This window comes from Pontiella sulfatireligans (assembly GCF_900890705.1).
Taxonomy (GTDB): Bacteria; Verrucomicrobiota; Kiritimatiellia; order Kiritimatiellales; family Pontiellaceae; genus Pontiella; species Pontiella sulfatireligans.
On record NZ_CAAHFH010000001.1, the window covers coordinates 2,913,678 to 2,938,292 of the forward strand.

Below are 24,615 nucleotides of genomic sequence, written 5' to 3' on the forward strand. Positions count from 1 at the left end.
TCATCTCCTTAATGCACCACGGAAGTAAGGTCTGAATCCACATCGGCCTCGCCGCTCGTCGAACTGTTCCCCGAATAAGTCACCCCGCTCAACGTCAGCTCGGAATTAAGATCGTTTGCAATCGCACCGCCTCCGATGCCTGCCGAGTTCCCCGTGAAGGTCGAACCGGACACCGATGTTTCGCTGCCGTCAAAGTTATAGATCCCGCCGCCGCGATAGGTCGCGCTGTTCCCGGTGAAAGAACAATCCACAAACACCGGAGAGGAAATGCCCACCTGCGAAGCGAGGTCGTCGGTAAAGAAGGCCCCGCCCTTCCCGGTGGTTGAGTTGGTGGAAAATGTGCAATCCGTGAATGTAGGCGAAGAGCCATAGTCCGCATAGATCGCGCCACCGGCCCAGGCGGCTACATTCGAAGTAAATGTGCAGTTTGAAAAGATTCCGCTGCATCCGTTCCGCAGCAGCAACGCACCGCCCCGGTTCGCCGTGTTTGCTGAAAATTCACAATCCGTGAAATCGGACGACGAGGCATTGTAGGCATATACCCCCGCTCCCTCTCCGGCATAGTTTTCCGTAAAGGTGCATTGAATGACGGTCGGCGATATTTCATCCACACAATACAGGCCGCCGCCGTGTTGATTCTGGCGGGCACCATCCGACTGCCCATCCCGAATCGTAAAGCCATCCAGCGTGGCGTCGCTCGCGCCGATCAGCACATGATAGCTGTTGTCGGCATCCACGCCCGACACACCGATGTCGCCGCTCAGCACGCTGACGTACACCGATGGATCGCGTTGGACCAAATTGGTTTCCGTGCCGGAAAATCCGCCATAGAGATCAACATCTCCCGCCATCGTAAAACTAGCCGCGCGATCCGTATCCGTGGTGGGCAGATAAATTCCCTCGGCCACCCAGACGGCTCCGCCACCCGCCGAAGATGCGGCATCAATCCCGGCCTGCACCGTGGTGTAGGCCGATGTCCAGGACGCTCCGTCCCACGGGCCACCTGTATTGCCCGCATCCACATGGACCACAACCTCCGCCTTTACCCAGCCGTCCAGCTGGGCGGAAAAGGTATCGTAGACCGCCTGCTCCGCAGCCGTCAGCGAACCGTTCAGCAGATTTGTGCTTTCAAGCTCATCAACACTCATGTCGTAAAATTTATCAGCACGCCCGACCATCCGAATCAGCTTGTACTGATCGTTGCGGATCGCTCGTCCCGATGTGGTATTGCCCAGCAGAGCATCCGACTCCACCAGAATCCAATCATTGGAAGGAGCAAACGTCTGGTTTCCAAAGATTGGAACCAACGAGCGCGAATCCTCGCCGCCGCTTGCCGGCAGGGTTCCGCCGGCCAGCTCGAGGATCGTTGCAAACAGATCGGCACAGTGCACCACCGAATCGTTGGTACGCCCGCCGTTTACGACATCCGGCCCGGCCACAATCATCGGCACATGCGTTCCGCCCTCATAGAGCGTGCCCTTGGCGCGCCCTGTGATATCGTAAGGAGGTTGGATAACTGCGACGTCCGTTCCATTGTCGCCGAGGAAAATGATGGTCGTCTCGTTGGTGTCGATGCCGGCCAACAGCCGGCCCATTTCAGTGTCCATGGATTCAATCATCGCCTCGAAATGCGGGCGGGGATTATTGGTCGGCGCACCGACCGGCAGGGAAGAGGTATACAGATTCGCCGGGGGCTTATGAAACGGAGTATGAGCGGCATTGAAACCTATCCAGGCAAACCAGTTGTTCGTCCCCTGCTCATCGATCCAGTCCACCGCATCGGTCACATTTTCGCTGGTCGCATAGGCATCCGTCAGGCTGGTGGACACCCCGTCCACCACCTTGGTCCAGTTATAATAGGTGCGCGGCTGCGATTCCGAGCCCAGCGACCCGCCCAGCGATCCTGAAAAGTGCGGCCAGCCGCCAATGTCGTTCGGGCCTCGGTCACCGCCGCCCAGATGCCACTTCCCGAAACTGGCCAGCTCATAGTTCAGCTGCTGTTCGGCAAAGAGCTCGGGCAGGGTTACTTCGCCATCGGGCAAATCGGACGAATTCGGACTCAGCACGCCGGTGCGCCAGCCGTTTCGCCCCGTCAGTATCGCTGCACGGGTTGGCGAGCAGGTTGGGTTCGCATACGCCTGCGTGAATGTAATCCCCCGTTCCGCCAAAGCCTCAATCGACGGAACCGGCGGGAAGCTCGCGCTCGTATCGCTGTTCCACCGCGACAGACTGTCGAGACCAATGTCGTCCGCAATAACCACTAATATGTTCCGTTGATCCGCTGATGCGGCCATGGTCAGGCCAATCATTGCCGCAACCGCCGCCCCTTGAAAATGCTGCGTATTCATATTCAATTATCCTTAATTTACCGTCGTCCGAATCGACGCATTGTTAGCTAACTAACAACCCTCTCCGGTTATTGCATACAAATTTAAAAAAAAACGCAGGCCCCCTCCCGATCACACAGGAAGCAGTGCCTAAGTCGGGAGGAAATAATAAATTTTAAACATTCATCACAATTTTTCTGCAGGGCACCGCGTTGGTGTTATGTTGCTAATAACGGAGCGCACGAATGAAGAAAACCCTGCTGCACATTTTAATGCATAACGGCCGCCTACTCGAACGGGCCATCGAAGAAGAGCTCGCTGCCAGCGGCCTGCACCACGGGCAGGGACGTATCCTGATGAACATCCAGCGGGCGTCCGGAATCACCCAGGCTGATCTAGCTCGCCAGATGGACGTCAAGCCCTCCACCATCACCAACATGCTTAAACCACTGGAACAGAAAAAACTGATTAAGCGGAAAATCGACCCAAAAACAAATCGGGCCCAGCTTGTCTCGCTGACCCCCGCCGGCGCAGTCGCCTGCATCAAAATTCAGGGCGCCTGGGACCACGTAGAAACCCGCCTGCAGAAAAAACTTCCGCAAGACGGACAGGCCGGACTTTTCCAAGGCCTGGAAACCATTTTAACAACACTAGGCGGCACCCTGCCGACAACCGGGAAAGCAGAACGGGGAAAAGCCCACGCAAACAAAGATAAAGCAACCGCCGCCATCACACCCGCCTAATGACAACACTGTAATGATCTCATAGGCAATTAATACCCACCTCATTTGTTTAATGCACAACGAATCGAAAAGGAGTCACTCATGAAAACAACTATCATGCTTATCTCAGCCGCCCTCTCAAGCGGTGCACTCGCCGTCCCCTATCCCATTGTTGATACTGGACAGACCTTTGCATACGGCAACGATAATGGACAGGATGCCCACTATTCCGCCAACGCTCCATCGTATACGGATAACGGCGACGGCACGGTCACCGATCAGGTGACCGGTCTGATGTGGACGCAGGATCCCGGTAAAAAAATGACCTTCGACGACGCTATCAAAAATGCATCCCAGTGCAAAACCGGGGGCTATTCCGACTGGCGGATGCCCACGATAAAAGAGCTCTATTCGTTGATCCAGCTCAACGGCACCGACCCCGATCCGATGAGCACCGATACCTCCGGGTTGAAACCGTTCATCGACGATTCCGTTTTTAAATTTACCTACGGGAAAGAGGAAGACGGCGACCGGATCATCGATTCCCAGTTTGCCACCTGCACCAAATATGTCAGCACCACCATGGGCGGCAGCGAGACCATGTTCGGCGTCAACTTTGCCGACGGCCGCATCAAAGGCTACCCCATCAAGAGCCGGCGCGGTGAAAAAACCTTCTATGTGCTCTATGTCCGCGATAATCCGGACTATGGGAAAAACAAGTTCAAAGACAACGGCGACCGCACCGTTACCGATAAAGCCACTGGACTCACCTGGATGAAGACCGACAGCGGTAAAGGCATGGACTGGCCGACCGCGTTGGAGTTTGCAGAAGGTTTCGAATTTGCAGGGCACGACGACTGGCGCCTTCCGAGCGCCAAGGAACTACAGAGCATTATCGACTATACCCGCTCTCCCGACACCACCGGCTCCGCAGCCATTGATCCGATCTTTGATGCCACCGAAATCAAAAACGAAGGCGGCAAGAAGGACTTTGCGCAATATTGGACCAGCAGCAGCCATCTGAGCACCCGCGGATCGGACACCGCCGTCTACTTTGCCTTCGGCCGCTCGCTCGGTTTCATGCAGGACCGCCGAACCGGCGAGTACAACTTGATGGATGTACACGGCGCCGGCTCACAGCGCTCCGATCCAAAGGTTGGAGATGCCTCCCAATTCCCGCACGGCCGAGGCCCGCAGGGCGATGTGATCCGCATCGAAAACATGGTCCGCCTTGTCCGCGGAGGAAATGTTGAGCAGGTCGACCCACCGGTCGCCCGCGAAACCAGAATGCGCAAAAGCAGCGGCCAGCAGACCCAGCAGCGACCGGACCGGCAGCAGAGCCGTGGAGGACAGGGCATGAGTTCCGGACAACGCAGCAGTGGAGGGCAGGCCGCTCGCAGTGCCCAGGGCGGGCGGCCTCGTGACAAAGTTCGTGCACGCGACACGGAATTCAAAGAGAAGTTCCCGGAAGGCTCAGCGCTGCCGGATTCTCTACAACTTTATAATGTTGATCACGAACGGGTCGCAGCCAACAGCATCTTCAAAGCAGAGTACACGGTGGTTGTGGGCGGCTGTCTAACTTGCCCCGAATACCGCAATTCGTATCCGGAGATCGAAGCGGTGGCCGCAGACTATCGCGACAAGGGCGTGCAGTTCTACTTTCTGTATCAATCGCTCACTCACCCGGAAAACTGGGGCTTCGTTCAGCCGACATCACTCCAGGAACGGTTCGCTCAGGTTGAGTACGCGAAAGAGTTGTTGCAGACATCGATCCCATGGCTGACGGACACGATGGACAACGAGATGAAGCAGTATTTCGCAATGGCGCCGAATGCACAGTTCGTGTTCGACCGCGACGGCGAGATTGTTCATCGTGACTCATGGGGACGAGGTTCCAGCCTACGGGAGTCGCTGGAAAAACTGGTCGGGCCTTCCGATAAAACCACCACCGTCGCCGATTTGAATCTGCCTCAGTTTGGCCGCAAAACATCCTCAGCGAACGGGCTGCTCGAACCCCAACGCCTCGACGGAGTGGCTGTACCGCTGCGAGTCGCAGCGGGAGGCGAAGAAGCGAACGCAGAAGAGATCAAGTCCAGCGATTTCGGAGAACCCAATCGCTACGTCAAACTTCGTCCGGAAGCGGATCAGCAGCTCATCCAAACCGGGACGGGGCAGCTCTACCTCGGCTTTCGACAGGATCCGGTGCTGGGAGCGGCCTGGAACAATCTGGCGACACCACCGAAGTATCGTATCACCGCCGGTGGTGCAACAGTGACGCCGGCGATGGCAACAGCCCCGGAGCTCAGCGTGGAATCCGATACCGAACCGCGTGAGTTTCTCGTGGACGTAAAAAACTGGAAAGCGGGAAAGCCGATTAAGGTGGAGATTCAATATTTCGCCTGCAACAAGGAAAAGGGCTGGTGCGAGGCGGTTGAACAGGAATTCACCGTGTGGCTCGAAGAAGATGCAACAGCCGGAAAGGTGGCCGGGCGAAGCCACTTCCCCGGAGGCAACAGTCAGGCCGGTCGCGGTGGGCAGGGCCAACCCCAAGGGCAGAGCCAAAGGCGCGGCCCTCAGGCGCAGGCGGGCTCATCGGCAGATCGGATTTTTTCACGATACGATACGAACGGTGATGGCAAGATTACCAAAGCCGAATTTATAGGGCCGGAACGGCGCTTCACCATGCTCGATAAAGACAAAGACGGCACCATCACCTGCTCCGAAGCGGAAGCCGCTCCAGCAGCTCCGAACCGTGGAACAGGACAGCGGCAAGGGAGTGCCCCCCGCCCTTTTGAGCAACCGGCGGACGTTTCCACAAAGGTTTCTGCTCCACCAACAGCAAAGGCCTCGGCAGACAAACCGAACATCGTTTTCATCTATGCGGACGACATGGGCTGGACCGGTACCTCCGTTGAAATGATCAAAGGCGACCAAGACACCAGAAGTGATTTTTATCAGACACCGAATCTAGAAAAAATGGCCGCCAAAGGCATGGTCTTTTCGCAGGCCTACTCCCCCGGACCGATGTGCACACCGAGCCGCGCGGCGGTGCTCACCGGAAAAACCCCGGCCGAACTGCACATCACCACCCCCGGCGGAGGAAGAACAGACGGAACCAAAAAACTGCTCACCCCTAAACCTTCCACTCAGTTGCCGAAAAATCTTCCAACCATTGGAACCCTGCTGAAGAGCGAAGGCTACGCCACCGCCCTGCTCGGCAAATGGCATATCGGCCGGAACGATGATGCCGGCATGTATGGTTTTGATTTCCACGATGGCTCCACCGAAAACGCCAGCAACGGAACCGATGAAGACCCGAAGGAAATTTTCAGCCTGACCGAACGCGGCATCCGGTTCATGGAAGAAAATGTAAAAACCGGCACCCCATTCTATCTCCAGCTTTCTCACTATGCCGTCCATACCCCCGATCAAAGCCAGCCGGAAAGCATCAGCAAATTTGAAGCGACCGCCCCCGGCCGCATCCATAAAGACCCCGTCTACGCCGGCATGACCTGGGATCTGGACACCAGCCTGAACCTGATTTTCAAGGCATTGGAAGACCTGAATATTGCAAATAACACCTATGTGGTTTTCATGTCCGACAACGGCGCCCCCGGCAATCCGCGGAGACCGCAGAACACCCCGCTCAACGCCGGCAAAGGATCGCTCTATGAAGGCGGCATCCGCGTTCCCCTCATCATTAACGGCACCGGCATTAAGCCCGGATCCTCCTGCCAGGAAAGCGTTACCGGATGCGATCTCCTTCCGACGTTCTGCCAATGGGCAGGGATTCCAATCCCCGGCGCCATCGAAGGGTCCAGTCTCGTTCCGCTGCTTGCTGGAAAAAAACTCGAACGAACCGAAAAAACGTTGCTGTTCCACTACCCGCACTATGGGCAGGGCCCGGCCCAGAAACCGCAGTCCGCCATCATCGAAGGCGATTACAAGCTGCTGAAACTCTGGGAAACTGATACTTATCAGCTGTTCGATCTTTCCAAAGACATCGGCGAACAGAACGATCTCTCAAAGTCCAACCCGGAAAAACAAAAAGAGATGGTTGCCCAGATGGAGCAGCGCCTCAAAGAAACCGGCGCGCAAGTGCCGACCGACAATCCGAACTATGATCCCGACGCAGCGCAACCCCGTCGTCGTAGACGGTAGGCTCCCAATAAACACAAAGGCTCAAAGAGCACCAAGCTTATCAGCCTTCGTGTCCTTTGTGCCTTAGTGTTTAATTTCTGAGCTACGCCTCGACTTCGTATTCGCCAGGCTCGTCAAATTCGTAGAGCGCCGCGCCGCGGTCTTCGAAGCGGTAGCCACGAATCTTGATGTATTCCGGAGCGTCGCCGCCGGGACCCATCTCTTCTTCAGTCAGCTCAACGAGTTTAAAGCCTTCGTTGTCGATCGTGCTGCCGGACACGGTGACCTTCGCGCCGTCGCAGGCTTTGACGATCAGCCCCGAACGGCCGGTGAGCTCCACGTCCTTCAGGACAATGTCTTTGCCGTCAAGAATCAGCGTGGCCCGGTCGGAGATGGAAACCCCAGATATCTTTTCGCGGCCTTCGGCCAGCGTCATTGCAAACGACGGACGCAGAATCACCTTCGGGCCCAGCGTGAACGGAACGCCGAGAATCTTAATTTCTTCCGCGGTCTCAACCTTGGCGCCGGCCACTTCGAGGCGCTTCCGGCAGGCGGCGTAGAAATCGGACTCGGCGGTGGCGCCGGCGTCGGCCGGCCCGCCGGAGGCGACCTTGGCGGCGGCGTCGGCAATATTGTTTTTGTTCGGCGAAAAGCTCCACATGCGGCTAAAGATCGTGACGCCCACCTTTTCGGATTCGCCAAAGAGCTTGGGCAGATCCTGCATCATGGTTTCGAGGCGGGTCGGCTTCTTGAAGGCGCTCTTGGTGTCGTCGGTGTATTTCGGGTTAACGAACTCAGCGATGATGCCCTGCGACGCTTCGAGGATGCGAACGTATGACGCGACGCGAATCAACAGCGTGTTGCAGTTGCCGGGGAAGACGGAAAAGCCTTCTTCGTTGGGCACGTCGCCTTCGGGGCTGATGGTGGCGCGCAGCAGCGGATCGAGCTGGTTGTATTCCACGTTAATGGTGAGTTCCTTGCCGTTGCCGACAAGCTTGGCCAGCCCGCCGACGGCTTCGCCGGGAATGCGGTTGATCGCCAGCGAATTAAAGTCGTAGCCCTTCTCGACCGAAACGCCGACGGCGGCGGGGAGCGTATTGAAGCTCGGGCCGTTGGTGTCCTGAATAAACATCAGGTATTCGATGCCTTCGCGCTGCAGCTTTGCCGCCACGCCGCTGGTGTGGAGCAGCATGTGAATGTCGCCATGGCCGTGCGGCTTGAGGATCAGCTCGTATTTTTTGTTGAGCGCCAGCGCGCCGTCGTTGTCGGCAATCGCCGGAACAAGCTCCTGCTGCAGAATATGGACCTGCTCTTTTTCCAGGCCGAAATAGTCGTTGGCTTCCAGGCTCTCGCGGGTCTTCGGGCCGGTGTCCTGCGAAACCATGATGATGAACGGCACAGGGCGCTGGCTTTCGGAGCGGGCCTGCATGGCCAGCAGGTTATCGGCATAATGCTTGAGGTAGGTGGTGCATTCGAGCACTTCGACGGCAATGTCGAGTTTGATGCCGTTATAGCCCAGACGTTCGCCGAGGCCGCCGGCCACCAGCACCACGCCCACCTTGTCGAACTGCTTTGCGCCGATCGCTTCGTAGTGCTCCATCGTCGCGTCGAACGTGTTGAGGTCCACCTTTTCGGGCTGTTCGGGGGTGAAGCCTTCGAACGGATTCGCGCCGGTCTTGGCTTCTGCGAGGAGTTTCCGAGCATTGGCGATGTAGCCGACCAGACCGCCGGGATAGTTAGCGTTGATCTTTTCGAGCGACGCAAGAAACGCGGCCTTTTCGTCGTCGGCCGTGCCCGGAGCATCCCATCCTGCGAACAGGTGGTGCTGCCCGTTTTCAACCAGATCTGCGATCAGGCTTTGCTGCTCATCGGTCAGATTGCTCCAGTCCGTCGACAATCCGACCATTTCGACCATTTCTAAAAAAGAGTGCGCCATGTGTTTCTCCTAACTTTTATTTATCCCTAAAAACGAGGCCGCATCATGCAAAGAAGAGCCTTCCGATGCCATAAAAATGAACAGGAAAAGGAGGAGGAAAGAAAAAGTTTGTAGTCCCGCCTTCAGACGGCTCTGTCGGCTCAGCAGCAGAGAGGTGCCAAGCCGCCGCTCGCATATCCAATACGAGTTCCCATGGTTCAGCAAACGCAAATCGTCTATCCGTTTTTTTCGTTCGCGCTGCGGCGTTTTCCGCTCTCGCTGAAACGGACGCACGCCCCCATAATCATGGCCAGGGGAATGAACTCCGTCGCGGGCGCCATGCAATACAGGCCGGCGGCGAGGGCGCACCACAGGGAGCCCTTTCGGCCCAGGCCCAACGACCGGCCCATCCAATATCCAACCAAGCCGCCCAGCGGAAGGCCCAGCACGAGGCCGATCGGACCGAACGACGTAAAATCAATGAGGTCGATGATCAGGCCGGCGGCGATGGGTCCGAATGCACGGTTGATCCGCCGTCCCATGTCAGCGGCGGGTTGCGGGGCGGCATCCATCACCTTCAGGTCATCCTCATCAAGCTCAAGGATGCGATCCTCCGGAGCCGGTTTCTCCGAAGCGGCCCGGAGCTTTCCGAGCTTGACCGACAAGGCCGCCACCGCACCCGCGATCAGCAGCAGCGGAATCATATTCCAGCCAGCCGGCATAAAGACGAAAGCGATGCCAAACAAAATAAACGCTTCGATGGCCAGCGACACAGGCAGCAGGTATGGATTGCTCTTCTTCATTGGACGCACCGATCCTACCCCGCAACTTGCATGAAGAAAACCAAAATGAGCAGGAAGGCGGGGGCACAGGAACCATACAGCTCTGGTCTTTGTGCTTGTTGACTTCGTCTCGCTTCGCGTGTGCTTTTTGTGGCTATTCTTATTCCTGCTGCAAAGCCGCAATCGGCTCATAGAGCCGACACTACACCAGTTCGTGTTGCAAGAGCCTATTCACGAGAAGCGTAGTATTGACCGCGAAGACGCAAAGACACGAAGCATGGGAAACTATTTTCTTTGCGTCTTTGCGTCTTCGCGGTCATCCCCCTGCTGCGAAGCCGCGTTAGGATTAGAGTTTTTTGATCTTGAAGGAGCGGCCTTTGATCTTCGAGCTGCTGAGCTTTTGCTCGGCCCGGGTGGCAACGGCTCGCTGCACGGCTACATAAGCCATGAAATCCATCACATCAATTTTGCCGACCTGCGATCCCTCGATCCCCCCTTCCCCGGTTAACGCACCGAGAATATCGCCCGCCCGCACTTTTGCTTTGCGTCCGCCGGAAATGGATAAGGTGACATGCAGCGGCGCCGGGATTTTTGTCGCTTTCGGGCGCAGCGCCTCTAGCGGGTCGAGCTTCAGGGAAGACTTTTGATAGGCATTGATTTCAGAGACCTTCCGCTGCTCGCGCTCGCTGCAGAGACTCAGTGCCAACCCGCGCTTTCCGGCGCGCCCCGTTCGCCCGATCCGATGCACATAGCTTTCGGGATCCAACGGAAGTTCATAGTTGATCACAACGGGTAGATCCTTGATATCCAGCCCGCGCGCAGCCACGTCGGTCGCAATCAGCACCGAACAGCTCTGATGCTTGAACTGGATGAGAATATCCTCCCGTTGGCGCTGATCCAGATCGCCGTTGAGGGCAACCGCACTGAATCCAAGATTCCTCAGGAACGCGCGGATATCGAGGGTGCTTTGTTTGAAGTTGCAAAAAATCACCGCCGCCGTCGGCTGGTGTTCGAGCAGCAAGGTTTTCAGTCCGTCGAGTTTATCCTCCGGCTTACAGCGATACATATGCTGCTCGATGTCGGACAAAGCATCCGGCTCGTCCATCGTGATCCGTTTTGGATCGCGCTGAAGATGACCGCTGAGCTCCTGAATGTTTTCGGGAAACGTCGCCGAAAAAAGGAGCGTCTGCCGCTTCGACGGAAGGACGCGGGTAATCTGCTTCAGTTCCTTTATGAACCCCATGTCGAGCATCCGGTCCGCTTCATCCAGCACCAGCATGGTGAGGCCCCGCAGAACCAGCACCCCCTTCTCAACCAGATCCGCAACCCGTCCCGGCGTGCCGACAACGATATGCGCGCCTTTTTTGAGCGATTGCTTCTGAAGGTCAACGTTCTGCCCGCCATACAGCGTGGTCAGCGTGACATTCTGCTGATGCCGAGCGAGCCGCCGCAGATCGGTGGACACCTGAATGCTCAGTTCGCGTGTCGGACACAGCACCAGCACCTGCGTCGCGGGAGAGGTCACATCCAGCCGGGCCAGCATGGCCAATGCAAAAACCGCCGTCTTTCCGCTCCCGGTCCGAGCCTGGGCAATCAGATCATCGCCCGCCAGCGCCCCCGGCAGCGCGGCGGCTTGAACCGGCGTCATGTTGTGATAGTTCAGGCTCTCGAGATTCGAAAGCTGCGCATCGGATAAAGGAAGATTAGAAAAAGAACGTGGATTCATGCGCAGACCATACCCCGCCTAGTTCATGAAGAAAACCGAAATGAGCAGGAACACGGGGAAAGCAGCCACCGATTAACACGGAACGACACGGATTATCTGGTTCTGGATCGGCACCCTCGCCGAATATGACAAGCTGATTAGTTAAGGGATTCTGCAGAACGGCTTAAACCACCCGCGGCACGTGGAGCAGACGGGACGCCTGCGGTACGGTTGTCGCATCGCCCGTCTCCAGCGGGCTCCGAAGCCACCGGTATGGCGAAGGCGCGAAGTTGTACCGCAGGCGTCCCGCCTGCTCCCTGAGAGGCTGGTAGTTATGCTTAATAGTGCCCTTCGGGAGCGACTTTTTACGTTTTTACAACGTGTTGCTTAAATCCGAGGATCGATCCTTTTGTCGAATACAGTCGGCGGAGTGGCACGCACAGTTCACTCTCCCTATAAACAAGGAGATCCAACCATGCAGAAACGAATCATTACCCCCGTTCAGCAGACCGCTCCCAATCAGGAATGGTTAACCATCGAAGAGATCGCAGAAGTGGAAGTCACCTCGGAAGACGCGGCCCACCCCATCGAATCCGCCTTACTGCCCGATCACACCGGAGGTTGGCGCGCCGACGGACCGGGCGAGCAGTTGATCCGCTTGCTCTTCACCCAACCGCAATCCCTACAGCGCATCAGACTGAAGTTTGACGAACCCCTTCTCGGACGAACCCAGGAGATTGTTTTACGCTGGTCAGCAGATGGAGGCGAATCGTTCCACGAAATCGTGCGCCAGCAATGGAACTTCAACCCCGAGGGCTCAACCGGCGAGACCGAAGATCTGGTCGTCGACCTCCCGGCAGTCACGGTCCTCGAGCTAAGTATCATTCCCGAGATCAGCGGTGGGGATGCAATCGCGTCTTTGGCCCACTTCCGCATCGCCTGACGGTTGAAAGAACACGCGAAAGGATGGGGTAACACGAAGGCACAAAGGGCTCTAAGAAGTTTCCAAACAAGTAGCTTCGTGTTCTTTGTGTCTTCGTGTTTAAAAATACACGGGAATGTTTTCGTGTTTGGTATTGGTCAGGTTGCCCCCTTCTCCGATTTACGCGCTCTTCTTTGGTCTATTGACGGTTTTTATTACGCTGGGCATGCGCCGCGCCCGTGCCCACATTTTCGTTCAAATCGTACGAATCGCGGTAGTACAAAAGCAGTTTCGCCAGATCCAATGACGCAAACCGCTTGATCAGTTCGTCTTTCGGCACATCGGCGAGCAATTCGACCATCTGATCAATATGCTGATCGATCAAACCCGGGCCCGATTTAAAATCGCGCACGTTGCAGGCCAACGACATCAGGCGGGATTCCGCAATTTCGGAACCGGTCGGCACGAGCCGCTGCGTAAATTTTTTGCCCAGCTCCGATTCGATCCGCGTAAGAATCGGGTATTCGCGCTGGTGGATAATCGCGATGGAAATCCCTGATTTTCCCGCGCGGCCGGTCCGGCCGCTGCGATGCGTGTACGTACTGAGATCATCCGGCAGGTTATAATTAATCACGTGCGTCAGATCATTCACATCCAGTCCGCGCGCGGCAACATCCGTCGCCACCAGAAGAGGAATTTGTTTCCCCCGAAACTTTTTCATGACCCCGTCGCGCGCCTGCTGCGACAGATCCCCGTGCAACGGTTCCGCCGAGTAGCCGTCCCGTCTCAAGTTGTCGGCCACCTGCTGGGTTTCCAGTCGAGTGCGGCAAAAAATAATCCCGTACATGTCCGGCTGAGCATCGACAATACGGCGCAAGGCGCGGTAGCGGTCTTTCGCATGCACGGCACAATATTCATGCGACACGCCTTCGGAGCCCGCGTTGCGCGATCCCACCGTGATTTCATGCGCATGCTGCATGTAGTTCTTAGCAATACGGGCCACCTCGCGCGGCATCGTGGCGGAGAAAAGGAAGACCCGTGCTTTTTCAGGAACAGACGACAGAATGGTATTGAGGTCCTCTTCAAATCCCATATTCAGCATGACGTCGGCCTCATCCAGCACCACGTGATTGATCTGAGAAAAATCGGCGCACTCACGTTCAAGCAGGTCGACCATGCGCCCCGGCGTCGCCACCACAATATGCACCCCGCGATCCAGCGCCAGCAATTGCGAACTAATCTCCGCCCCGCCATATACCGCCTGAACCTTCACCCTGCTCATGCCGGCAGCAAACGCAGCGATATCATGAGTGATCTGTTTGCAAAGCTCACGGGTCGGACACAAAACTAGCGCCTGAGGAACCACCCGATCAACATCCAGCATTTCCAGCAGCGGCAAACCAAAAGCCGCCGTTTTTCCAGTTCCCGTCTGCGCTAACGCAACCAGATCCTGCTCACTTTTAAGTAAAAAAGGGATCACCTCCGCCTGCACCGGCGTCGGGGTTTCAAATCCTAATTTGGCGATTCCCGCCAATACGTCCGGGCCAAGTCCTAAATCGGTAAACTGCATGATAAATGTCTCCAAGTGTTGAATCCGGTAATTAAGCAGATTACAGCCGAACACTCACTCTTAATGACCGGAAATGAACCTCCCCGCTGCAAGCAACGGAGTATCAACGTAGACGAGGCTTCCAACCTCGTTGCATACGCAGTGCCAATTCCTGCACAACGAGGTTGGAAGCCTCGTCTACATTTCCGCTGCAAGCTGCGGGGTACTAACCCGAAGCTATGAAATAGGATCGAGGGCCTTGCGCCGGCGAAGGGATGGGGCGCGGGGGAAACAAAAAACAGCAACTTCAGCCTTGTCTTGATTCCTGAGACCCGACCCTTCTTTTTTAAAATAAAAATTGCTACAAATCACGGACTGAAGTAACCCCTGTTTATAGCCACCCGGATCAGGGAAAAATGTTCCGAAGGCGGAAAAATAGCTGGCTTTCTGTTGCTCCGGAAATTTGGCGAACGATTTCCTGATAGGCCGGATTTCCCGAATCATTGGTCATTGTTATGAAGTTGTTCATCCATGAACCGATCAACAGGTTGGTTGTCCATTCGGCCTGGCAGTTAATCCCCGGGGTGGGATGTGCCGGCTGCCAATTCAGAAAGCTGATAGTGTTAGAGCCGGGCTGAACCGTTGGCCCTGTCCCGGTAAGTGCAGGATTCGTCGGATTTCCCCCGAATACATATTCATCAATATTCTTCACCCCATCGCTGTCATTATCGGCCAAGGCATTTGTGCTCAGCATATAATCAGTCCTAAAATCCTCCCATCCGGTTGTTGCAAGGCGGTTCAGCTCTGTGCTCATGGATTCAATGGCAAGCGCAAGATTGTTCCTAGCCCTACCAACCGCCGCAGGATCGATCGAGTAGGGCTCATCGTTCTGAGCTTTCACGTTGGGCCAGGCTTCGACTAATGCAACTGCTTCGGCAAGAGCGTCCAGACCGGGCTGGGCAGCAGCAGGACGGTTCCGGATCTGCAACTGCTCGACCAGATCTTTGGCAAGCCGCATATACTCATAGTCTTCCAGCCCTTCACGGAACAGCTCCCAGCGAATCGAATCGATGGGACCAGCGACATCTTCCGGGCGAGGGGGGTACAGCAGAATACCGGAACTGCTTTCCCCGGCGGTCCAAGGATCTGAAAGATCATTGCACCAGCAAACAGTGCCCCACCAAGAGAGGGTTCCATCGACACCATATTTCCACAGCAACCAGGGCCACAGCCGTGTGCGGAGGAAGCGGTGCTCCGGCAGGTTGACGGCATTGTTGTAGACCGCAATATGGCACCCCTTATCCTGTGCGGCATTGATGTACGCGATGTACATGTTCCAAGCATCCGTATGAATGTTCCAGAGCCGAATCACATCGGTCAGTTCCGGATGCGGATAGCTGGCCGCTGTTCTGATGGTCAGTCCCGGTTCAATATCCAGAAGCAGTTCTGCGATGGTGCGAATGCCAGCAATGGTTGCGGAATCGTCAAACTTAGGTTCATCGATAAACTTAACCACCGGTCGCAGGAAAATATTTTCGTTCTTCAGCCGTTGGCACCACTGTCCCATATAGTCGCGGAATGGAATTTCGAAATCCGGATTCAGGTTTGTGAAAGTGCTGTCCGTAAATATGGTACGGCCTTCCCATGAAGCGCTGGCCGGCATCTGGTGGTTTTCGTGAGGAATCCAGAGTGAAGGAATATAAAAACGATCCGCATTCAGTTCATCTTTCAGGAAGTGAAGATGTTCAATGTAGCGGTCAGCATCCAGCGTGGCGGAATTTCCGTTCAGCTGAACACCGAGGGAAACGCCTGCCGCACATGCGGAACGGTGTGCAAAAAAGTTGCGGTAATACCGATGCAGCACATCGTCGTCCGCTCCGGGTTCGCGGGAGAGCAAGAGGCTCTGTCGGCAATTAGAACGGACCTCGAGCGAGGAAGAGGATGGAAGAGAAAAACTCCGGACGGTCAATTGCACAGGCACGCGCCCGATTTCAACGCTGTTGGCCGTCAACACCAGTTCATTGCTGTAGATGCCCGGGGTCTGGTTCTCCGGTAGTTCTAACGTGAACCAGAACGTCTGGTTGGAGCGTGCCGAAATGGAGCAGGGAAGCTGTTCGGTCAGCGGGTCAGGATTCAATCCGGCATGGGCGTAGGGCCCTTCCGTTTCGTTAATGGCCATATATTCCACTTTACGGCAACGCAGCGCGGTACTGGTTAAATTGGCCGGACCAGTAAAGTTACTCCACGTCCAGGTCGCATTGGTCCAGCCCAACAGAGGCGTCGCGACTAGCTGGAACGATTCATATTCTCCACCAGCCGCTGAAATCTGAAGTGCATTCGTGGCAAAGGTGGCAGGCGGAAGTGACTCCGGTAACACCTTGCGGTTTACATGCTCCTCCCAGATTCTTCCGTAGCTGTTGGTGAAAAGAAGTTCGGCCGAGTCAGGTACAACACGCGGTTCCTCGGCCTCCACGAATACATCATCCACAACAACCATGCTGTCGACGGCGTCACCTCGAATTTTGATCAGCAAATTGACGTTGGTCACGCCGACATCCGGGATAAAGGTGCCCCCGTCGAACTCCACCCATCCGTTTTCATCCGCTCCGCCGACATAGACGCCATCGATGAATTCGCCGGGTTGATCGCTTCGGAGCATTCGCAGTGGTTTATAGACCACCGTTTCCAGCCCGCCGCCGGACTTGGGCACCCGGACATACAGAATAAGTTTTCCGGCGGCCTCTTCGCTTTTATAGTAGAAACGGATCTTATGAATCCATCCCGGCTGCGCCGGAATCCAAGTGTCCCATCCACCGTTGAGTCCCTTCTCCCCAAGAGCGCTTTGGCCGGAGCGAACGCCGTTCGTTTCCAGCCACCCCGTTGCGGAGTCCCAGGAATAGAACGACCACTGCTCCGGGGGAATCTCCGCTGGCTGGGAGGCCAGCGATGCCAGAGCGACAGTCAAAAATAAAGCGACAGTTAAAAACGTCCTCATGAGATGACCTGTTTTCACGCAACACATAATACAAATAATACGCCCAAAATCAAGCCCCTCTTCAGCGGGGGGTAGACTGTAACTTAAAATGCCCAGTTTGGAAATTCAGAGCCCCATGCCAGAATGAACCTTTCTTTAATTCACCACAAACAAGGATAGGAGCATTGGCATGGAGCAATAAAAGGGTTCATAAAAGGGGTCAGTCCTGAATGCCACTTCCTTAAGCTGCTTTGGCATTATATTTACTCCGATGCTTTATCTCGATCATTTCATGACGATGCAGTGTTAAAAGTTGATAGGGTTTGAGTCTTCTTTTAAGGCATCGCGGCTCACTCCTTCCGGGCCGAAAGGGAATTATATTGGTGCGGATCGAATCGAGCAGGTTTTCCCGTATCCGAAGGATTTCGGATGGGCAAAGCGCGGCTCGATTAAAGTATACTTCCGCCTGCCGGAGTGCTTGTAGTGCGCCTTTATAACTCAGCCGCATGGGGTCTTTTTCATGAGCGTGCGCGGTCTCATAGATCAAATGACGAATGGCATTGTAGGCGATGAAATACATGAGCAGTTCCTTCCGAATCATCGCGGGGGATTTGCAACGCAATATATCCATTTTCGTGGTTGTTTTTAGGTCGCGAAAAAAGAGTTCAACGCTCCATCTGCGATAGTAGAGGTCGGCGATACTCTTTGCTGAATAGATAAGCGGATCGAGTAGCGTAGTGATGATGTAAAAGCTTTTCACTCGGAATCCAGGCTGCTCAACATCGACTTTGATTTGACGCAATAGAAGCTCTTCGGGCAACTGGTTCCACTCGTCTTTCGGGAGGGGTGCCTTTTTATACCAAGCGGGCCTTTCCCAGCGAATCAGGAGATCATTGTTCGCCAACTTTTTGATGCAGGTCTGTTCCGTTTTCGGTATTCGACGCGCTAATGGAATGATACTGTCAACGCCCTTTTCTCGGAGCCGATCAACATCATAAAAACTACAGAACCCTTTGTCCCCCAGGAAAATATCCCCTTCCTTGAAAGTGCCTTCCTGCTGGCGAAGCAAGGGGAGCTCATGGTTTTTTTTATTTCCGACTGCATAGCTTAGAATTGCGCCCGTCGCGAGATCGAAACAGCCGAGCAGGCGCATTGTCGGGAAACCGCACCCTTTTTTTTGAGAGGAAATTTGAGGCCATTCGTCTTGATTTTCAGAGGTGTCAGGCATACTCAACCCCGTTCCATCAACAACAATAACGCGCCGGCCCGCGAGAGGCTGATCGTCGAGGTTAACATGAAACGACTCTGAGGTGTGTTTGAGGATTTCGACCAAATCCGTCTCCTCTAGTTTTTTTCGCGCCTTGCAGTAAGAACCCGTGGAAACGGACAGCGACTGATCACTATTGAAAGCGAGATATGTTTTCAGTTTTTTAACGACTTCAGCACAGCCCCCATCGGCATCAATAATCTGAGAAAAGAACGCCCAGAAAGTGGTTTCCTTGCTGAAAATACGGTGACGACTATGATGTCCCTTCACATTGTTTTTCAAAAAACATTCGGGAATGAAACGTCCGAAACAAGCTTTTAGACCCAGCAGTGATTTGTCTTTTTTATGCATCATTTCATCGGCCATTATTTGTGCCGTAGAGCGCGGTTTTTTACGGAGCGATTGAAGATGAAGTCCAGGCAGGAATGGTGTTGTATTATTCATGCAAGATACTTGCATTCTTCGTGATATATATCAAGATAATAGCATTGGTTTTTACCCTAAAACTGCGGTTTTATGTGTGTGATAGGAGCCCTTAAGGAAGTGCCATTCGGGTCAGTCCTGAAAAAAAGGGGTCAGTCCTATGAAATGATGTTTTCCGCATGAAAAAAAGGGGTCAGTCCTATGAAATGATGTTTTCCGCATTTTCCCCACCTATGAAACCATTTCAAAAAATTCATTCCACCCTGCTCCAACGGAGGAAAACAGGGGCCAGCAACCTTCAGCCAGCTCAATACGTAGTGAATCCGTAGGCGCGTGGCCTCCGGTCGCCCTGATTTCTTTGCGCCGACTCTTCAGAGTCTTATAATCCAATCCCATACCACCCTGTTCCAATCCCCCCAGACCGTAGCTATGAGGAAAATATCGCAAACAGTGCCGCACAGCAAGCTATAACGCTTATAATACTCATCGGTTTACCAGTGTTTAGTGGTATAATTTACTAGTCCCGTGCGCACGGGGAGAGCGCAAGTGCAAGGTATAAGGGGAAAGTGCGAATTACAGGATGGAAATTCATCCCTGTTTTTTTTTGCATGAAGCGCAGGTGCGGCTATTGCGTGGAGATCTCTCGGACCTGCCGGTTTGAAGAGCCATAGCTGACGATGCCGACGTCGAGACCTGAATCTTTGATTTATACGATGGCCGTTACAGTACCTCGCCGTATATCATTTCGAATCCATGACGATTGAATTCATATCGCCGAGCACTGAGGGATGCAGCTGTTCAATGTGTTCGCGGATTTCGGGGGTTGTGATGACTTTGCGGGCGTAAAGGGAGATCTTGAGCAAGTCGGCGGAATAGGTGCGGTAAAGCTTGGTGTAGAAATCGTGCTGCTTTTCGGCCTGCTCCAACCGTTCTACCAGGACAAGGCGCTGTTCGCGCTCGTTTTTCTTCCGGCCATATCGGGTGCCAGGGGTGTTGAGCCGAAGCTCGGGCGGCGTTTTGAGAACCAGCGCCCGGATGAACGCCGGGGTGTGATCGCCAACCCGATTCATCTCCCGGAGCATTTCGAGCTGTCGCGCCGGCTTAACGCACGACATTTCGCTGGCGGCGGTTTTTCCGATGAGATCGTTCTTGAAGGCCTGGGCCACCTGCGGATGCAACCGTTCGACAAGCTTCGGGGCAAGCCGGTGCCGGATCGTTTTCATGCCGAAGGTCTCGGCGATGGTTTTCTCGTCGACGGATTCCATGGATTTGCGGAGCATGCGCATCTCCTGAAAGCTGGAGAGGTTGTTGACCATGCGGTTGAAGGTGTAGGCCTCCTTGTCTTTGAAGACGACGCAAGGAGCGGTTTCGAGCTCCAGCTCCTGAAACGCGAGCCAACGAAGATAGCCGTCGAGGATGATGTATTGCCCGTTTTCGTGGAAGACGCAGAACGGTTCGATGAGCCCGAGCGAGCGGATGCTCGCCAGAATCTTGAGGTAGCCGCGATGTTTGGCGGTGTTGATGTTTGTCCGCTCCCGCAAAGGCTTGAGGGCGGCGAGCGGTACGTCGATGCCTTCCACGTTGTAGGGTTTGTTCATTGCTCTTCCTCCAGGGGGGTTAGAAACTGGAAACTTGAAACCTGAAACTGGAAAGGGATTTAGGCAAAATGATTTGGAGGCAGAATGATGGCCCTGCGGACGAAACGGTGCGGCGTGATGCTGCGCAAACGCGGGCTGTGCCGGGGCGGAAGAGATAACCACGAAATATACAGAATACACGAAACGGGGCGGACGGGTTTTGTTGGCCACGAGAAGGCGCACACGCAGTGAGGCTGGCATGAAGTGACGGCAGCGAAGCGGCAACGTACACGAAGATAAAATGTGCGAGCGGTGTGGACTGAATTTTGAACCACTAAAGACACGAAATACACTAAAGACGGTTTGTTCATTGCTCTTCCTCCAAAGGAAAGTTTTCCTCCTCCGCCAATGGCAACGGCGGACAAGTAGGTTTTAAGTGCCTGGTGAAGACGGCACGGGCAGCTCGACGCCGTATTTTCCTTCGAGCGCTGGAGGAGTCGCCAGACCATGGGTCTGCATCAGAATGATTAGCTCCGAATCCTCCATCAGCGAAGAGAGGTTCATCAGCAGTTGAAGCAGGCGGTTTTCCTTCTGTTGGGTTTCGCGCACGAAATCCTCTTTATCCTTCGTGCTTTTGGCGATCTCGCGCTTCAAATCTACGAGGGAGTAGCCTTCAGACCGTTGGCCTCGGCTTTTGTTGCTTTTGCCATGCCTGAATCGAAGCTGAAGCAAACGGCGCACGCGTGCCACGGACGAGCTGCTGACCACGCCGCCGTCGAAGGCGTCCATCAGCACGTTCTGAATGGTGGTGTTGTCGGACTTCGCCACCTGCATGGCGAACGACATGGGAAAGAGCCCCTGCTCCACACCTGTGATCAGACGGCCCTCCCCCTGCTCGACAAGCCGGACATAGTCGCCGACGTAGGAGTCGCTCTTGCCGACGATCCGGCCAATCTCAGAGAAATTGAATCCGCCGTCATGCATCCGCTTCATCTCTTGGGCAAACCACATGGTACCGGGCGGCACGCGCGCAATGTTTTCAACGAGCGAATAGAGCAACGCGGTTTTGCGGTCGCAGTCGATCACCTCGGCGGCGATTTCGTCCCGGCCCAGCTCTTGGTGGGCAAGGAAACGGCCTTCGCCGCAGACCAGCTCGTATTTTCCGTTACGAGAGAAGCCCCGACCGTTGACCACGATCGGCTTGCGGAGTCCGACCTCCTCGATGCTGCGGATATTCTCGGCAAACTTTTGCCGGTTCCGGTTGCGGGAGTTGAGCACCACGATGGTGTCGATGGGGATCAACTGATACGTGCGCTCCGCCATCAGGGTAACCTTTTTGTTTTTCATCTAGAATCCTCCGTGGAAATGTAGAAAAGGTTCTTTTTAAAATCGATACTGCACGGGTCGGAAGTACTTTTTATTTTCTCCATTCCCCTCCTCCGGAGTTCCGATTTTACCCCATCTACTGCGGTTTGAGCTCCTCGGAGTAGGTTGCTACACCGTCGGAACGCATACCTTATATCTGCATCAAACTTGGAACCGGAAATCTTTAGCAACTTACAATGCCCTCCAGTCCTATGAGTTTTTCCAATGCCTGGGAAAGGGTGTAGGCGTGCAGATCGAGTTTTTCCGATGTCGTGGTCGAGACCTTAATTTTGTGTCCCCCCATCATCAGCCGGGGAAAGAAGAGATAGCCCAATACGTCGTATTTCCCGCCATTGGAGAGCGGGACGCCAATGGTGATGTCGATCTCGGGGCTGACATCGGGCATGAATGTCCACTCCTCCTCATAGCCATGGGGATATGGAATGACGGGCTGAATGCGGATGCTGACATAGTTTCGCAGCACGATGAAGTCGCCGTATTCTTCGGTCTCGCGAACGAGCTGCTTTATGGTCTGGGTGACTTCGGCCCGGCGAGAATCGATGACTTCTGCAAAGAGGTGCTGATAGGCTCCCGTGAAGGTTTTGAAGCGTTTGGCGTAGGTGGCGGCGGAGACCATTTCCTTGTCGGCCGCGACCAGCGAAGTGCGAACGGTGCCGTATTGTTCGTAGATATGGCGCAGGCGTTCGAGCATGTCCTCGGCGGAATATTTGATGCGCCGGGCTTCCTCGGCCACCGCGATCACCGCCTGGGCTTTGCTGAACAGTCCGGGATCCACAATGGCCGGAAATGCGTTTTCAGCACGTATCCACTCCTCCTTTGGATTGTGGTGGCTGGCGGATTTGAGGCGCTGGGTGGTTCTGTTGTAGACCATCGTGCCGGCGTACAGCTCATTTTCCAGTACAGAGCGAACCGAGGCATGCGACCACTGGCACCCCCCGGGTGACGGGATATTCTGTTTGTTCAGGGTCAACGCAATCTGACTTGGAGAATACCCCCATTCAACGAACTCCTTGAAGATGCGCTGGACTACGGCGACTTCATCCTCCGCACCCGGCGTTAAAGTCACGCGCTGGTTCTGAATGCTCTTGCGCTGGCCTCTTTCCAATATCTGAACGGGATTGCGCTGCTCATCCAACAATAGGCGATGGAATCCATAGGGGGGCATGCCTCCGGCGCGGAAGCCTTGGCTGGCAATCTTCGCGCAGCCTTTAAAAACCTTGGTGCTCAGCTCTCGGCTGTAGCTGGCGGCACGGTAGCGCTCAATGCTTAGATGAAGACCGTGAAGCAGATCGTTTTGCTCGCCGAAACCGATTGAGGTGAATACCACCTGCTTTCCGTGCTTTGCGCATAGCCCGGTATAATAGGCGGAGAGGTCGGTATCTTGATAGCGACCCCATCGGCTGACATCGAGCACCAGCACAAACTCAAAGGCTTCCTTTTCGCCTTCCACATAGTCGCTGATCATTTCGTTGAAGCCGTCGCGACCTTCGGTTGAAAGACCGGACTTCCCGCGGTCGGCGAATTCGCGGATGATCTCGATTTCGTGCTCGCTGGCAAACTGGCGCACCTGATCCTGCTGGATCTCGACGGAGTTTTCCTGCCGGTCCTGGGCGGAATGGCGATAATACGCCACCGCCCGCCATTTGCTGGCTTTGCTCGTGTTGAACCAATCCATGCCCGCCGTTCCCTTTGGTAAGGTAAAAATGCAACAGCCCTCTACCTATGGGGGGAAATACAGGCACTTTTGGGCCATAAAATTTATTTTTCTTGCCGGGTTCCCGTTCGGGCCTCCCGCATGAGTGCGCCGATCAGCTCCCTGGCCCGGCGCCGGGTAAGTGCCGAATCGAGCAGCTCGTCGAAGACCGACAGAATACGTGCCCGGCGGTTGCTTTGCCCAGCGCGCGCCTTCGCCGCCTTGTGAATCGCCTTTCGCAATTTGCGGAATGCGCCCCCAACTTGACGCCCTCCCCGCAGCTTGCCCATCAGATGCTGCGACACCGTTTGCTGGGAGATTCCGAGAGTGGTGGCCACCTCCACCTGCGTCCGGCCTTCGAGACAATAGAGCTGCACCACCTGCTGCTGGCGACGAGAGAGAACCAAGAGAAAATCGACGGCCACCACCCCCATCTCATGTTCCGTTTGCAGGCGGCCATACACAGCATCCTGCGCTTCCGCCGATTGCTGTTGCCACAACCGAAAAGCCTCCCGCTCCCATTGCTCCGGGGTAAGAAACTTTTCCCGCCATGCCCCATCATAATCATGTGTCATATCCCTTTGTAGAGGGCATTACAGAGGGAGCAACAAATGATCTGAATAAGTCACCATCCACAAACCTTGCTCAAAAGGCCATTCTTGATTAACATGTGCAACATGGGTAATTCGGCAGAACATCTGGTACTCGAAAAGTTGATCGATGCTTCAAACGACAGCGATCCATTTCTTCTGGCCATGGATAGAGTTTGCGAAAAAAAGGGTCACACCGAAAAAGTCGATCATGAGGTTTTTCAAGCATTCCCCCAAAGCACTGATAAAGAGATGTCAGGGATGATGTGCTTCATCATTATTGCCCGGAGAAATGTTGTAAACAGGATGATGGACGACAACGCCCCAGACGAAGATTTTATAACCCTTGTAACTAATATGCTCTTACTTGTTGCTCGTGGGCGGCTTTGGTTTGGGGATGAGTTTGAACTTGTATACGCCAAACCAATCGGCCCATCGCCAACCCCCGAAGAATGGGACGCCATTCACCAACGAATCGACAATACCCGGCATATGATCGGGGAGGCCTACCTAGCCTGTGGCCAAGCGAGTTCCGAAAACAGCCAGAAAACCGTCTAAAAAAAGTTCGGGGGAAAGTTCGGGTTTGGACCATGAAAAAGCATCCTTTTTCAAAAAGTTTCAGTCGCCCTTGACACCAAACCCA

At 54.9% G+C, this 24,615-nt stretch carries 15 protein-coding genes; 4 read left to right on the plus strand and 11 right to left on the minus strand.

Features of this window, described 5'->3' with window-relative positions; translation table 11 throughout:
• Positions 1-8 precede the first annotated feature (8 nt).
• The gene (locus SCARR_RS09980; RefSeq protein ID WP_136061442.1) at positions 9-2,348 is read right to left on the minus strand and encodes a sulfatase-like hydrolase/transferase; all 2,340 of its coding nucleotides are present in this window, start codon (positions 2,346-2,348) and stop codon (positions 9-11) included.
• A gap of 224 nt (positions 2,349-2,572) precedes the next feature.
• Here SCARR_RS09980 and SCARR_RS09985 point away from each other — a divergent pair, with 224 nt between their 5' ends.
• Together SCARR_RS09985 and SCARR_RS09990 are read left to right on the plus strand one after the other, a co-directional pair.
• Positions 2,573-3,070 (plus strand): MarR family winged helix-turn-helix transcriptional regulator, encoded by a 498-nt coding sequence (locus SCARR_RS09985; RefSeq protein ID WP_136061443.1) that lies wholly within the window; start codon positions 2,573-2,575, stop codon positions 3,068-3,070.
• An 81-nt stretch (positions 3,071-3,151) separates the two neighbouring features.
• Positions 3,152-7,210: a sulfatase-like hydrolase/transferase gene (locus tag SCARR_RS09990; RefSeq protein ID WP_136061444.1), complete on the plus strand. Its 4,059-nt coding sequence runs from the start codon at positions 3,152-3,154 to the stop codon at positions 7,208-7,210.
• An 82-nt stretch (positions 7,211-7,292) separates the two neighbouring features.
• Here SCARR_RS09990 and SCARR_RS09995 read toward each other — a convergent pair whose 3' ends face one another.
• The 3 genes from SCARR_RS09995 to dbpA all read right to left on the minus strand — a co-directional run bounded on the left by SCARR_RS09995 (position 7,293) and on the right by dbpA (position 11,612).
• Positions 7,293-9,125, minus strand: a complete 1,833-nt coding sequence (locus SCARR_RS09995) for a UTP--glucose-1-phosphate uridylyltransferase (protein ID WP_136061445.1) — start codon at positions 9,123-9,125, stop codon at positions 7,293-7,295.
• A 215-nt stretch (positions 9,126-9,340) separates the two neighbouring features.
• Positions 9,341-9,907: a hypothetical protein gene (locus SCARR_RS10000; RefSeq protein WP_136061446.1), complete on the minus strand. Its 567-nt coding sequence runs from the start codon at positions 9,905-9,907 to the stop codon at positions 9,341-9,343.
• 325 nt (positions 9,908-10,232) lie between these two features.
• Positions 10,233-11,612, minus strand: coding sequence for an ATP-dependent RNA helicase DbpA (gene dbpA / locus SCARR_RS10005; RefSeq protein ID WP_136061447.1), 1,380 nt, complete (start codon positions 11,610-11,612; stop codon positions 10,233-10,235).
• Between the two features lie 454 nt (positions 11,613-12,066).
• Here dbpA and SCARR_RS10010 point away from each other — a divergent pair, with 454 nt between their 5' ends.
• The gene (locus SCARR_RS10010; protein WP_136061448.1) at positions 12,067-12,534 is read left to right on the plus strand and encodes a carbohydrate-binding protein; all 468 of its coding nucleotides are present in this window, start codon (positions 12,067-12,069) and stop codon (positions 12,532-12,534) included.
• 178 nt (positions 12,535-12,712) lie between these two features.
• On the opposite strand, the gene SCARR_RS10015 is transcribed toward SCARR_RS10010, so the two are convergent.
• The 7 genes from SCARR_RS10015 to SCARR_RS10045 all read right to left on the minus strand — a co-directional run bounded on the left by SCARR_RS10015 (position 12,713) and on the right by SCARR_RS10045 (position 23,957).
• A complete protein-coding gene (locus SCARR_RS10015) occupies positions 12,713-14,083 on the minus strand; it encodes a DEAD/DEAH box helicase (protein ID WP_136061449.1) in 1,371 nt (456 codons plus the stop codon).
• A gap of 385 nt (positions 14,084-14,468) precedes the next feature.
• Complete coding sequence (locus SCARR_RS10020) at positions 14,469-17,057, minus strand: glycoside hydrolase domain-containing protein (RefSeq protein WP_168433207.1); 2,589 nt, start codon at positions 17,055-17,057, stop codon at positions 14,469-14,471.
• A 220-nt stretch (positions 17,058-17,277) separates the two neighbouring features.
• The gene (locus SCARR_RS10025; RefSeq protein WP_136061451.1) at positions 17,278-18,747 is read right to left on the minus strand and encodes an IS4 family transposase; all 1,470 of its coding nucleotides are present in this window, start codon (positions 18,745-18,747) and stop codon (positions 17,278-17,280) included.
• Positions 18,748-19,466: 719 nt separating this feature from the next.
• A complete protein-coding gene (locus tag SCARR_RS10030; RefSeq protein ID WP_168433209.1) occupies positions 19,467-20,324 on the minus strand; it encodes a ParB/RepB/Spo0J family partition protein in 858 nt (285 codons plus the stop codon).
• Positions 20,325-20,735: 411 nt separating this feature from the next.
• Positions 20,736-21,650 carry a ParB/RepB/Spo0J family partition protein gene (locus SCARR_RS10035; protein ID WP_136061453.1) on the minus strand — a complete coding sequence of 305 codons (915 nt, stop codon included), beginning with the start codon at positions 21,648-21,650 and terminating at the stop codon, positions 20,736-20,738.
• Positions 21,651-21,852: 202 nt separating this feature from the next.
• A complete protein-coding gene (locus SCARR_RS10040; RefSeq protein WP_136061454.1) occupies positions 21,853-23,364 on the minus strand; it encodes a recombinase family protein in 1,512 nt (503 codons plus the stop codon).
• Between the two features lie 83 nt (positions 23,365-23,447).
• Positions 23,448-23,957 carry a sigma factor-like helix-turn-helix DNA-binding protein gene (locus tag SCARR_RS10045; RefSeq protein WP_136061455.1) on the minus strand — a complete coding sequence of 170 codons (510 nt, stop codon included), beginning with the start codon at positions 23,955-23,957 and terminating at the stop codon, positions 23,448-23,450.
• Positions 23,958-24,059: 102 nt separating this feature from the next.
• Here SCARR_RS10045 and SCARR_RS10050 point away from each other — a divergent pair, with 102 nt between their 5' ends.
• A complete protein-coding gene (locus SCARR_RS10050) occupies positions 24,060-24,530 on the plus strand; it encodes a hypothetical protein (protein ID WP_136061456.1) in 471 nt (156 codons plus the stop codon).
• Positions 24,531-24,615: the final 85 nt, after the last annotated feature.